Annotated in this window: 11 protein-coding genes; 2 read left to right on the top strand and 9 right to left on the bottom strand. The window is 66.7% G+C overall.

Going from position 1 to position 12,947, the window contains the following annotated elements; genetic code table 11:
* The first annotated feature begins 88 nt into the window (after positions 1–88).
* Positions 89–766: a YoaK family protein gene (locus O3139_RS09605; protein ID WP_269513857.1), complete on the top strand. Its 678-nt coding sequence runs from the start codon at positions 89–91 to the stop codon at positions 764–766.
* Between the two features lie 120 nt (positions 767–886).
* Here the strand turns inward: O3139_RS09605 and O3139_RS09600 are convergent, their stop codons facing one another.
* The 5 genes from O3139_RS09600 to purM form a co-directional block, all read right to left on the bottom strand.
* Positions 887–2,947: a M13 family metallopeptidase gene (locus tag O3139_RS09600; protein WP_269513856.1), complete on the bottom strand. Its 2,061-nt coding sequence runs from the start codon at positions 2,945–2,947 to the stop codon at positions 887–889.
* An 89-nt stretch (positions 2,948–3,036) separates the two neighbouring features.
* Positions 3,037–3,630, bottom strand: coding sequence for a phosphoribosylglycinamide formyltransferase (gene purN, locus O3139_RS09595; RefSeq protein ID WP_269513855.1), 594 nt, complete (start codon positions 3,628–3,630; stop codon positions 3,037–3,039).
* 2 nt (positions 3,631–3,632) lie between these two features.
* A complete protein-coding gene (locus O3139_RS09590) occupies positions 3,633–5,006 on the bottom strand; it encodes a M28 family metallopeptidase (protein WP_269513854.1) in 1,374 nt (457 codons plus the stop codon).
* A gap of 41 nt (positions 5,007–5,047) precedes the next feature.
* Positions 5,048–5,452, bottom strand: coding sequence for a hypothetical protein (locus O3139_RS09585; RefSeq protein ID WP_269513853.1), 405 nt, complete (start codon positions 5,450–5,452; stop codon positions 5,048–5,050).
* A gap of 692 nt (positions 5,453–6,144) precedes the next feature.
* The gene (gene purM, locus O3139_RS09580; RefSeq protein ID WP_269513852.1) at positions 6,145–7,176 is read right to left on the bottom strand and encodes a phosphoribosylformylglycinamidine cyclo-ligase; all 1,032 of its coding nucleotides are present in this window, start codon (positions 7,174–7,176) and stop codon (positions 6,145–6,147) included.
* An 80-nt stretch (positions 7,177–7,256) separates the two neighbouring features.
* Here purM and rnd point away from each other — a divergent pair, with 80 nt between their 5' ends.
* On the top strand, positions 7,257–8,405 hold the full coding sequence (gene rnd, locus O3139_RS09575; protein WP_269513851.1) for a ribonuclease D: 1,149 nt from the start codon (positions 7,257–7,259) through the stop codon (positions 8,403–8,405).
* A gap of 4 nt (positions 8,406–8,409) precedes the next feature.
* Here rnd and O3139_RS09570 read toward each other — a convergent pair whose 3' ends face one another.
* The 4 genes from O3139_RS09570 to O3139_RS09555 form a co-directional block, all read right to left on the bottom strand.
* Positions 8,410–8,889 carry a hypothetical protein gene (locus tag O3139_RS09570; RefSeq protein WP_269513850.1) on the bottom strand — a complete coding sequence of 160 codons (480 nt, stop codon included), beginning with the start codon at positions 8,887–8,889 and terminating at the stop codon, positions 8,410–8,412.
* Positions 8,886–9,170, bottom strand: a complete 285-nt coding sequence (locus tag O3139_RS09565; RefSeq protein ID WP_269513849.1) for a hypothetical protein — start codon at positions 9,168–9,170, stop codon at positions 8,886–8,888. The genes O3139_RS09570 and O3139_RS09565 overlap by 4 nt, the downstream gene beginning before the upstream one ends.
* Positions 9,171–9,234: 64 nt before the next feature.
* Positions 9,235–10,722, bottom strand: a complete 1,488-nt coding sequence (locus tag O3139_RS09560) for a Ppx/GppA phosphatase family protein (protein ID WP_269513848.1) — start codon at positions 10,720–10,722, stop codon at positions 9,235–9,237.
* Positions 10,719–12,935 (bottom strand): RNA degradosome polyphosphate kinase, encoded by a 2,217-nt coding sequence (locus O3139_RS09555; protein WP_269513847.1) that lies wholly within the window; start codon positions 12,933–12,935, stop codon positions 10,719–10,721. Before O3139_RS09555 ends, O3139_RS09560 begins: the two co-directional genes overlap by 4 nt.
* Between the last annotated feature and the right edge of the window lie 12 nt (positions 12,936–12,947).

Raw genomic sequence — 12,947 nt, 5'->3', positions numbered from 1 at the left:
GAGACCATCGCGGCGACGGCCGGGTCCACGGCAGACCCGGCCGTTTTCGTGTCAGGGTCCGGTCACATGCCGCTGTTCGGATGACCAGATGAAGGAATACGGGCACAGGGGAGTCCTGCTGGCAACGACGCTGTCGGCTCTGGCCGGTTTCGTCGACGCGGTCGGCTTTCTGACGCTGGGAGGCTTCTTCGTTTCCTTCATGAGCGGCAACTCGACCCGGCTGGGCGTGGGCCTGGCGACCGGGCGATGGGCCGAGGCGACGACGGCTGCAGGCCTGATCTGTCTGTTCGTGGTCGGGGTGGTGATCGGCGGCACGGTCGCGCGCCGGGTCGGCGAGGGTCGACGCTCTGCCGTGTTGCTGGCCGAGGCGCTGCTTCTGTTCGTGGCGGCGACCCTCGGCACGCTGGGTCATCCGGGCCCGGGCATGGTCGCCGCGGTGCTGGCCATGGGTGTCGAGAATGCAGTGTTCCAGAAGCAGGGCGATGTGGGCGTCGGTCTGACCTATATGACCGGAACCCTGGTGCGGATGGGGCAGAGGATCACCACGGCGCTGCACGGTGGAGCGCGCTGGGACTGGCTGCCGTTTCTGGCGCTCTGGCTGGCGCTGTCCGGCGGCGGTGCCCTGGGGGCCTTGAGCTATCTCAAGATCGGCGTCCTGGCCCTGTGGCTGGCCCTGGCTGTGGTGGTCGCACTGGCCGCAGGCACCTGGCTGGCCGAACGGACCGGCAAGGCCACGCGAGACAGGGGCGAACCTTCGACAGGCTGACACCTCCCTGGGGACCGCAGGCGATACACCGTGCTCCGGGAGCAAGGCTCCCCAAGGTGTGCGGGAGCGCACTCTGACGACAAGGGCCCCGGATCGCTCCGGGGCCCTGTTCGTTCTTGACTACCAGATGCGGGCGCGGGCCTCCGGGGCCAGATACTGCTCGTCGCCCGGCTTGACGCCGAAGGCCTCGTACCAGGCGTCGATATTGCGCACGGTCGCGCCGGCCCGGAATTCGGCGGGCGAGTGAGGGTCCACCGTCACCTGCTGGCGCAGGGCCTCCTCGCGAGCATTCTCGCGCCAGACCTGTGCCCAGCCGAGGAAGACGCGCTGGTCGCCGGTCAGGCCGTTCAGCACAGGCGCCGGCTGGCCGTTCAGCGACAGGTGATAGGCGTCCAGCGCCAGCAGCAGCCCGCCCATGTCGGCGATGTTCTCGCCCATGGTCAGGTCGCCGTTGACGTTCGCGCCCTCGACCGGACTCAGAGCAGAGTACTGGGCCCCCAGAACAGCGGCGCGTTCCTCGAACCGGGCGGCGTCCTCTGCCGTCCACCAGTCGCGGAGCACGCCGTCGCCGTCGGTCTTGCGGCCCTGATCGTCGAAGCCATGGGTGATCTCATGGCCGATCACCGCGCCGATGCCGCCATAGTTGACGGCCGGGTCGGCGCGCGGGTCGAAGAACGGGGCCTGGAGGATGGCGGCCGGGAAGACGATCTCGTTGCGGGGCGGGTTGTAGTAGGCGTTCACCGTCTGGGGCGTCATACCCCATTCCAGCGGATCGACCGGGCGCTTCAGCTTGCCCAGGTTCCATTCCCACTCGAAGGCGGAGGTCCGCTCGACATTGCCGTACAGATCGCCGGGAACGAGGTTCAGCCCCTCATAGCTACGCCATTGCTCGGGGTAGCCGATCTTCACGCCGAAATGGGCCAGCTTGTAGAGGGCCTGTTCCCTGGTCGCGTCGCTCATCCAGTCGTTACGCTCGATGCGCCCGCGCATGGCGACCAGCAGGTTGGCCACGAGCGCCTCCATCTGGGCCTTGGACTCGGCGGCAAAGTGGCGGGACACATATTCGCGGCCGAGGGATTCCCCCAGCGATCCGTCCACCAGCGTGACACCGCGCTTCCAGCGAGGCCGGTTCTCGGGTTGGCCGCTCAGCACCTTGCCATAGAACTCGAAGCGGTTGTCCACGAAGGCCTGCGACAGATAGGGGCCGGCCTGGTCGACGACATGGAAGGCCTCCCACGCCTGAAGCGTCTCGATCGGGGTCTCGGCGAAGATGCGCGCCATGCCGGGAAAGGCGGTGTTGTTCGCCGCGATCAGGACGGGGATGTCCGACACGCCCGCGCCTTCGGCCCAGCCGGCCCAGTCGAAGCCGGGGGCAGCGGTGGCCAGGTCCGCCACGGTCGTGGGGTTGTAGAGCTTGTCGATCTGGCGGTTCTCGACCTGGGTCCAGTGCTCGTGGGCGATGGCGGTCTCGAAGGCGACGATCTTTTCGGCGTTTCCGGCGGGATCGGCCCATCCGGCCAGTTCGAGCGCCCTGGCGACATAGGCCTGATAGGCGGTCTTCTGGGTCGCGAAGCTGTCTTCCAGATAGTAGTCGCGGTCGGGCATCCCCAGACCGCCCTGGACCACATAGGCCGAAGTCTTGTTGGGGTCCTTCAGGTCCTCGAAGGTCTGGATTCCGAACAGGCTGGCCCCGAATCCGTACTGGGTGCGGCCCATCAGGGCAGCCAGCTTCTCGCGGGTATCGGCGGCGCGGACCTCGTTCAGGTCGGCTTGCAGCGGCGTGGCCCCCAGCTGGTTGACCTTCGCCTCGTCCATGAAGTCGCCGTACAGGGTGCCGATGCGCTGCGCGTCCGGGCTGGCCGTGGGGTTGGCTGCGCTTTCGTCCACCAGGGCGCGCAGATTGGCCTGGGACCGGTCGTACAGCATGTCGAAGACGCCGTAGGACGTCTTGTCATCCGGGATCGGCGTGTTGGCCAGATAGGTACCACTGGCATAGCGGTTGAAGTCCGTCCCCGGCGAGACCGAGGTGTCCATGCCGTTCAGGTCGAAGCCGAAGACGCCGATCTCGGCCTGGTCCTGGGACGGGATCTCGACCGCGACCGGTGCGGTCTGGGCCAGGGCGGGCAGGGCGACGAACAGCGCGGCGGAGGCGGCGCAGGCAAGCAGGCGAAGTTTCAGCATGGGTTCGTCCCGACGGATGACAATGGCGGATCGGACACTGTCGCGGGTTTCGCCGTCTGTCGCGTCGAAACCGCCCGGATTACGAACTTCTAATCCACGGACCGGCAGAATTCGGCCAGCGCGCGGGGATAGAGGGCATGTTCGGCCTGCAGCACGCGCCGGGCAAGGCTGACGGTGGTGTCGCCGGGCACGATGGGCACCGCGCTCCGGGCCAGGATTGGCCCTTCGTCCACGCCGTCGGTGACGATGTGGATGGTGCAGCCGGCCTCGGTATCGCCCGCCGCAAGCGCACGGGCATGGGTGTCGAGGCCGGGGTGTTTCGGCAGCAGGCTGGGGTGGATGTTCAGCATCCGGCCGGCCCACCGACCGACCAGCCAGGGGGTCAGGACCCGCATATAGCCCGCCAGGGCGACGACCTGGACCTGCGCGGTCTCCAGCTCGGCCTGGATCGCGGCCTCGTGCGCGGCGCGATCCTTGCCGAAGGGCCGGTGGTCGATGGCGATGGCAGAAATGCCCCTCGACCGGGCAATCGCCAGACCGCCGGCCTCGGGGTCATTCGACAGGACCAGCACGATCTGATGGGGCGCATCGGGTTGCGCCGCCGCGTCGATCAGGGCCGCCATGTTGGAGCCGCCGCCGGAGATGAGGATGGCCACCCGGACGCGGCCGGTCGATGCCGCCACGGTCAGTTCGCCGGAGCGGGAGGATCGCCAACCGAGACGAAGGCCCCGGCCGGACCCGGGAAGACGACCGGGCTTTCATAGCCGTCGTCGGACACGGCCGAGACGCCGAAGAAATAGTCGTCGATCGGCACGCCGGTCAGCACCAGCCGGGTCGCGTCGCCGGCCCAGCGGCTGTTCGTCCACTGCGGTGCGGTCGTGGATCGCCACCAGACGCGATAGCCCGCGGCACCCGGCACGGCTGTCCAGCTCAGCGTCGTATCCGGCTTGACCGCGCCCTCGATCGTCACGCCCGAGGGCACCATGGGGGCCGAGGCCAGGGCCGCCATGGTGGCGATGTTCAGCCGGGCCACCTGGCCCAGATAGGCGAAGTCGACCCCCTCGATGGTGTCGCCATAGACCACGCCGTTCTCGGTGCGCAGGTCCTGATGCTGGCGGTCGTAGTTCTCGGCCCCCTCGGTGATCCGGACGGCCGGGAAGCCGGCGCGCAGCATCTCGACCTGATCGCCGCCACGCCCGAAGCGGTCGGTGCGATAGACCATCTCGACGTCGAAATTGGTCAGGTAACGGTCGGCGATGCCGTCGACGTAGCGCCCCAGGTTGCGGGACGAGGAATCCAGTTCGCCGCCGTTGTAGCGCCGCCGGTCGGTCTGCAGCGCCGTCTCGACCGTCTTGGTGCCCTCGGAGAAGACCCGAACGCGGGTGGTGTCGCGCACGCCCGACTGACCCTGCGAATTGCCGACGATGTCGTTGTTCAGGTTGGCCTCGACCACCCACCCTTGCGCCTTCGCATAGTCGGCCAGGATCTTGCCGCCGAGCAGGCCCTGTTCCTCGCCCGACAGGACGGCATAGACCAGGGTGGCATCGAACCGGTGCTGCGACAGAACGCGGGCGGCCTCCAGCACGGCGGCGACGCCGGATGCGTCGTCATTGGCACCGGGGGCGTCGGCCGTGGCGTTCATAACGTCGGTGACGCGGCTGTCGATGTGGCCCGAGATGACGATGACGCGGTTGGGGTCTCCCGTTCCGCGCTGGATGGCCAGGACGTTGACCACCTCGGTCGGGGTCGGCACGCGCGGACCGGTGACGGTGTCGGCGGGCAGGGCGATCTCCAGACAGCCCCCGCAGGCCTCGCCCATGGCGCGGAACTGCCGTTCGGTCCAGCGCCGGGCGGCCCCGATGCCGCGGGTCTCCGACACCGTGTCCGACATGGTGTGACGCGTGCCGAAACCGACCAGGGCGGTGATGTCGGCGCGCATGCGGTCGGGCTCGACCTGGCCGACGACCTCATGCAGCAGCGGCTGCTCGGGCGCCGCCGCCGTCTGGGCGTGGGCGACCGCCGGAAGGGCGAGGAGGGCGGCGAGGGCAATCAGACGCATCAACAGCTCCAGTTTGGCGGGAGCCTAACGTCTTCCTCCCGTCAGTGGGAGGGGGTTTGAGAGCCCAGATCCGGTGTGAAAGGGCGGGGTCGAGCGCGAGAGGTCTGCGGATTGGACTCGAAAAAAACCGGGTGCAACGAGTCCAATTGTTTGGACTTGATATGCGGAAGTTCACTGATCGTATTGAAATCGTTCACATCGCTACCGTCGTTCTGGATCGGCGCCAATTGCACCCCGTTGGACTCCCGTCGCGTGAATGGCACGCCCGGCAAGGCGACCGACACGGTCGCGGACCTCGGATTGATCGGATCGCTCAGGCACATGGCCTCAGTCTGGCACGTCGCTACGTCAGAATCGGACGCAGGGGTGATCCCGCGCGCTATCTGGCTGGCACCGGTGACGAACGCGTTTGCGATGCTGTCCGGTCGCTGGATCAGGCGGCGCATTGTGGGTCTCAGAGGGCCGTGCCGACTCCAGGTCCGAGATGGACCTGGTAAACGAGAAGGTCCGCTGCCCGGTCCTGGATCGATGACCGATTCCGACCCATAGGGGACCCTTCTCAGCTACTGCGAGGTTTTGCTCGCTTCGCCTTAAGCAGCCCAGAGCCGATCATCATCGCACCCAACACAAGTGCGGCCGCGCCTACGATTGTAGCGTAAGCCTTCAAGGCAGGAGCCTCGAAGGGATCGCCCCAATAGTACATGGGACCTTGGACGAAGGCGGCTCCAAACAAGGCGGCCAACAAGCCGAACAGCACGAATAGGGTGCCGACTGAAGTTCTGAGCATCTGCGTCCCTCTCGAGCGTCGGGAAATGACTAGTTATGATTGCATGAGGCCGGGCTGATTTCCACCCTCAACTGACGTTGGGAGGGTCAGCTTCAGGCGTCTGGACAGGGGTGTGGTCACCGACGCGACGTCTGCCCGACATCCATGTGCCCCTCTCCCGATCGGGGAGGCTGCTCAGACCAGCTGTCCGGAGACGAACGCGACCTCGCCGGCCTCGAGCAGGGTGGTCATACAACTTCCGTCATCCTCGGGCTTGTCCCGAGGATCTATCTTTCCGCCGCGTGAGCGACGACGGCGGAAGGCCAGTCGACGCACCATGGGCCCTCGGGACAAGCCCGAGGGTGACGGGGCTCAGACCAATTGACCGCAGACGAACGCCGCTTCGCCGGCCTCCAGCAGACCCGCCAGGACCTCCTCGGCAGTCTCGGGCGCGACGACGAGGATGAAGCCGATGCCGCAGTTGAAGGTGCGGCGCATCTCGTGGTCGCTGATGCCGCCGACCTCGGCCAGCCACTGGAACACGGGCGGTACGGGCCAGGCGTCCCAGTCGAATGCGGCCGTCAGGCCCTCGGCCAGGCAGCGGGGAGGGTTCTCGATCAGGCCGCCGCCGGTGATGTGGGCCGCGCCCTTGATGAGCCCGGCATTCATCAGGGGCAGCACCGACTTCACATAGATGCGCGTCGGCTCCATCAGGGCCTGGGCCAGGGACCGGTCCCGGGCGAAGGGGGCGTCGTCGCCCCATGACAGGCCCGAACGCTCCACCACCTTGCGGATCAGGGAATAGCCGTTCGAGTGCGGGCCCGACGAGGCCAGGCCGATGATCAGGTCACCGGTGTTCTGGAGGTCCAGCCGGGGCAGGGCATGGCCGCGTTCCAGCGCGCCGAGCGAGAAGCCCGCAAGGTCGTAGTCGCCGCCGGAATACATGCCGGGCATCTCGGCCGTCTCGCCGCCCACGAGGGCGCAGCCGGCCTGACGGCAGCCTTCGGCGATCCCCGAGACGACGCGGCGGGCAGCGTCGATCTCCAGCTTGCCGGTGGCGTAATAGTCCAGGAACACCAGCGGCTCCGCGCCCTGGGCCAGCAGGTCGTTGACGCACATGGCGACCAGATCGATGCCGACGCCGTCATGACGGCCGGTCTCGATGGCGATCTTCAGCTTGGTGCCGACCCCGTCGGTCGTGGCCACGATCAGGGGATCGACGAAGCCGGCGGCCTTCAGGTCGAACAGGGCCCCGAACCCACCCAGAGCGGCCTCCGCACCGGGACGGCGCGTGGACCGGGCCAGGGGCTTGATGTGCTCGACCAGCATGTCGCCGGCGTCGATGTCCACGCCGGCATCGGCATAGGTCAGGCCGTTGATTTGCGTGTCGGAAGTGTCGCTCATCGCTCACAGGCCTGAAATCGGTGCGAAAATAAGGTCGCGGCACTTGCCACGACGGCGTTGCGGGGGGCTATAGCATTTCAATGACGCCGATCACCACCAATGACGCGCTGGTTCAGTTCTGTGCCGATGTCGCGAAAGCCCCGTTCATCGCGGTCGACACCGAGTTCATGCGAGAGACGACCTACTGGCCCAGGCTGTGCCTGATCCAGGCCGCGACGCCGGAGCATGAGGCGATCATCGATCCGCAGGCCGAGGGCCTGGATCTGACGCCCTTTCTGGACATCCTGCGCGACCCCGGGATCGTGAAGGTCTTCCACGCCGCGCGTCAGGACACCGAGATCTTCGTCAAGCTGGGGGCCATGCCCAGGCCGATGTTCGACACCCAGGTCGCCGCCATGGCCGCCGGGTTCGGGGATCAGGTGGCCTATGATTCGCTGGTGCGTCAGATGCTGCGCATCGATCTGGACAAGGGCAGCCGCTTCACCGACTGGTCGCGGCGGCCGCTGTCGGAGGCGCAGCTGACCTATGCGATCGGCGACGTGACGCACCTGGCGGCACTGTATCCAAAGCTCCGCGACCGGCTGGCCAAGGAAGGGCGGCTGGACTGGGTCACGTCGGAGATGGAGGATCTGGTCGATCCGGAACTCTACGACACCACGCCTGACAAGGCCTGGAAGCGGCTGAAGCCCAAGAAATACAACGCCAGATATCTGGCGGCCTTCAAGGCGACGGCCGTCTGGCGCGAGCAGGCGGCGCAGGACCGCGACCAGCCGCGCGGGCGCATCCTCAAGGATGAAGCCATCGACGAGATCGCGACCCAGGTGCCGACCGATGTGGAGGCCTTCAACCGCCTGCGTTCGGTGCCCAAGGGGTTCGGCGGTTCGCGTCTGGGGCTGGACCTGGCGGACGAACTGAAGCGGGTCATGCTGGACCCGGAGGCCCATGCGCCGAAGATGGACCGCCCCGCCCACAATCAGCCCGCGCCGCCTTCGGTCGTGGAGTTGTTGAAGGTGCTGCTGAAGGCCAAGAGCGACAATGCGGGCGTCGCCTCCAAGCTGATCGCCAATGTGGCGGACCTCGAGAAGATCGCGCTGTCGGATGCGGCGGATGTCGATGCCCTGAAGGGCTGGCGGCGTCAGCTGTTCGGCGAGGATGCGCTGAAACTCAAGCGCGGGGTAATCGCCCTGGTGCTGAACGGACCGCGCGTCGAGGTCGTCGAGATCGAGTAGCGGCCTAAATCCCGAAGTCGGGCCGCTCGTCTCGAACCTCCGCGAAATTGATGCTGCTGAGGCCATCAGCCAAGGCCGCGAGATGGAGGTCCAGGTCGGCAGTGAGCAGGGTGGCTCCAGACTGCGCGAGCAGGAGGAGAATAGCGTCCGTCAGTCCAAGGCTTGCATAGGCTGGATGCGATAGCGCGGTCTCGCTTGCGAGGCAGGTTTCTTTCGCACCTGATATTGCCTGTGAAAGCCCGGCCGTAACTTGACGTCGCGCTGGCCCGCCGATTTGTCGGATCAGGCTGGATACCTCAGATAGCAGATGCGGGCACCAGATTAGCTCGGTGCTCATCGCAACGACGCTTTTTACCAGCTCAAAGTCGTCGACGTCGTAAGCGGAGAGATTGCGGTGACTCGTAATGAGCCTGGAATCCACCAGCCCGACGATGAGCAGAACTGCCAGATTTGCATCGAGTATCAGGGCTCGATCAGACTTCATCCCGAAGCGAAAGCGCGCTGCTTGAGACCGACCATCTGGCCATCGCTATCTCGTATGCGGACGATCTTGTAGGACCGGCCTGCCGGAGAAGCTTCACCGGTCAATGCAGACAGCGCATTTCGGCTCACGTTCCACGGACGAGAAAACCCGATCGTTACGTCCCACTCCTGCTTTTTGTCGTCAAACTCGATTTCCTCGAGCCCAACGTTGAGGGGATTTTCCTCTTCAAACAGTTGAACGACATAGCCTTTCGCTAGCCGAACCACCTCTGGAACGTTCATCACGACAATCCTCTGTCCAACGCCCTCAATGTAGGTGTCGATTGGCGAACAGCCAACTGGATTGTCAGATCTCCAGCTTCAGACCCATGGCCTCGGCCAAGGCCTTGGCGCGACGGCGGGTCTGTTCGCCCAGCAGGACGTCGGCATAGCCGTCGGACGCCGTCAGCTTCAGCTGGCCCCCGGCGACGGTGATGGAGGCATTGGCCAGCAGTTGCGGCGACCGCCCGGACAGGTCGCACCCCAGCCGCATCGCCAGCCCCAGGGCCCGTGCGCTCGCGCGGGCTTCCTCGCCCAGCAATCGATCGGTCGCCTCGGGGGCTGGCGTCGCGGCATTGCCGCCGTAGCGGGCATTGAGGGCACAGGCCAGCCAGACCCGCTCCGCATGGGTCTGGCCCGGGATCGGCGCGCGCAGGACCTGGTCGAACACCAGTTCCAGCCGGTGATCCGGATGCAGGCGGGCTCCGAGGTCGGCCAGGCGACAGGCCGCGGCGGCCAGCACGGGATCGCGCTCCGGACCGAAGGCTTCGGGCAGGGCGGCGATGACATCCGACAGCCAGGCATTCAGCGCGGCGGGCAGGGCGGGCGAGATACCCTGACGCGCACCCAGCGCCGCGCACCCCGCGATCAGGGGATCGGCCGATGGCTCGTCGCGGTCGAGCGTCTCGTAGAGCAGACCTTCGCGCAGGCCCCAGGCGGAGAAGACGACGCGCTTCAGGGACAGGGCGTCGATCAGGCCCTCCAGCACCAGGGCGGCGTAGGGCAGGGTTTCGGCCCGTCGCCTGGACACCCCCGGCAGGCGGTCGAGCGAGGCCCGGGACTGCTGGGCCACGAACCGGGCGACGCCGCGCGCTTCCTCGGCGCTCATGGCATACTGGTGGACGATCCGCAGCGGATAGCCGCTCATTTCCATATGCAGCTGGGCCAGGGATCGCCAGCCGCCGCCGACCGCGTGCAATTCATCGGCGCTGAACGGCTTGCTGACGGGCTTCAGCCGTTCGGCGATCGTGCCGCGCAGTCGGGTCGCATCGAAACCCTTGGGGTCGGCGAGGGAAAACGGTCCCAGGGCCAGGGTGACGCCGGGCTCGACCTTGCCCCCGCCAATCCGGATCAGCTCGAGGCTGGACCCGCCCATGTCGGCCGCGAGACCTTCGGCGCGCGGGTCGCCGGCCATCACACCGAGAGCCGAATAGTGCGCCTCTTCCTCGCCGGTCAGGACGCGAACCTGGAGCCCTGTCTCGGCCGCCACGCGGCCGCAGAAGTCGGGACCATCCTCGGCCTCGCGCACGGCGGCGGTCGCGGCGACGAAGGTGTAGGCGGGGCGCACGCCCTCCAGGACCGCTGCGAACCGGCGAAGCGTCGTCATCGCCATCTCGACGCCGGCTTCGGACAGCCGGCCCGTCTCCGGCAGGTCGCGGCCGAGGCCGGCCAGGACCTTTTCATTGAACACGGTCCAGATCGCCCGGCCTTCCAGACGGTAGAGCACCATCCGGACCGAGTTGGAGCCGATGTCGATGACAGCCGCCTCGCGCGGGGCGGTGAACCCCTCCATCATTGAGATGGCCGGTCGTAGTGAAGTTCCTGCGGCTTGTTCTTCACCTTGCGGCCACGACCGGACAGGCTGGGGTTGGTCATGAAATACTTGTGGGCCGAGAAGGGCCGCTCCGGATCGATGGGCTGGACGCGCGTGTACTGGCCGTCGGCGCCCAGCACCCAGCTCTGGGCGTCGTCCTTCAGATTGGCGACCATGATCTGGTCCAGGACCTGGTCGTGGACGGTGGCGTTGAAGACGGGCGTCATGATCTCGACGCGCCGGTCGAGGTTGCGCGTCATCCAGTCGGCGGACGAGATGAAGACCTTTGCCCTGTCATGCGGCAGATCCTTGCCGTTGGCGAAGCAGATGATGCGGCTGTGTTCCAGGAAGCGGCCGACGATCGACTTGACCCGGATGTTCTCCGACAGGCCCGGCACGCCGGGGCGCAGGCAGCAGATGCCGCGCACGACCAGTTCGATGCGGACGCCCCATTGGCTGGCACGATACAGGGCGTCGATGATCTCCGGGTCGACGAGCGCATTGAGCTTGACCCAGATGGCGGCCGGCTTGCCCTTGGCGGCGGCGGCCATCTCCTTGCCGATCAGCTCGATCAGGGTCGTTTTCATATTGAGGGGCGAGACGACCAGCGCCTCCAGATCCTCGGGCTGGGCATAGCCGGTGATGTAGTTGAAGACGCGCGATGCATCGCGCGCAAGGACGGGGTCGGAGCTGAACAGGCTGAGGTCGGTGTAAACCTTGGCCGTGATCGGGTGGTAGTTGCCGGTGCCGAAGTGGCAGTAGGTCTTCAGGCCGTCCCCCTCGCGGCGCACGACGACGCTGAGCTTGGCGTGGGTCTTGTACTCGACGAAGCCGAAGACGACATGAACCCCGGCGCGCTCCATGGCCCGGGCCCAGCGCAGATTGGCCTCCTCGTCGAAGCGGGCCTTGATCTCGACCAGGGCGACGACGTTCTTCCCATTCTCCGCCGCCTCGATCAGGGCGGCGACGATCGGGCTGTCCTTCGAGGTGCGATACAGGGTCTGTTTGATGGCGATGACGTTGGGGTCGCGCGCCGCCTGACGCAGGAACTGGACCACCACGTCGAAACTCTCGAACGGGTGGTGGATCAGGATGTCCTTTTCACGCACGGCGGCGAAGACGTCGCCGCCCTGGTCGCGGACCCGTTCGGGATAGCGGGGTTCGTAGCCGGGGAACTTCAGGTCGGGGTGGCCGGACGGGATCAACTCCGACAGCTGGGCCAGACCCAGCATGCCGTCGATCATGACCACATCCTGCGGTTCGGCCTGCAGCTCGCCGACAATGAAATCACGCAGGTCGTCGGGCATGGACGCCTCGATCTTGACCCGGACGACCGAGCCCAGGCGACGTTGTTTCAGCGCCTCCTCGAACTCCAGGACCAGATCTTCGGCCTCTTCCTCGATCTCGATATCGCTGTCCCGAATCAGGCGGATCACGCCCTTTTCCAGCACCTCATGGCCGGGGAACAGGTGCTCGATGAACATGAGCAGCACGGTTTCCAGGGTGACGAACCGGCGTCGCCCCTTCACCGAGCGGCCGTCGCCCGTCAGCTCCCAGAAGCGGCGCACCTGGGTCGGCACGGGCACGAGGGCATACAGCGTCTTGTTGTCCCGGTTGCGCCGCAGCTTCAGCGCCAGGGAGAAGCCGAGGTTCGGCAGGAACGGGAAGGGGTGGGCCGGGTCGATCGCCAGGGGCGTCAGGACGGCGAACAGCTGGTTCAGGAACTCGGGCTCCAGCCGATCCTTGTCGGTCCTGGTGATCCGGTTCGGGCGGACGACCTCGATGCCGGCGCCGACCAGCTCGCGCCGCAGCTGACGCCAGCGTTCCTGCTGCTCGGCCATCAGCTCGCCGGCGGCGACGTTGATCTTCTCGAGTTGCTCGGCCGGCGTCAGGCCGTCGGCGGACAGGACCCGGACCCGTTCGCGCAGCTGCCCCTTCAGCCCGGCGACGCGGGTCATGAAGAACTCGTCGAGATTGTTGGCCGAGATGGACAGGAACCGGAGCCGCTCCAGCAGCGGATGATTGGGGTTAGCGGCCTCTTCCAGCACCCGGGCGTTGAAGGCCAGCCAGCTGATCTCGCGGTTGAAGAACCGTTCCGGCGAGGCCATCAGCGCCGTGTCCAGACTCAGCTGGGGCGCGCGGGAGGAGGGGACTTCCTCTCCCCGTGTCGGGTCGGCGATGGCAGAGTCGGACATGAGCCGGTTGTG

The organism is Brevundimonas subvibrioides, assembly GCF_027271155.1.
Classification (GTDB): domain Bacteria; phylum Pseudomonadota; class Alphaproteobacteria; order Caulobacterales; family Caulobacteraceae; genus Brevundimonas; species Brevundimonas subvibrioides_D.
The sequence above is the reverse complement of the archived record's forward strand: the minus strand, read 5'-3'. Positions and strand labels throughout refer to the sequence as shown.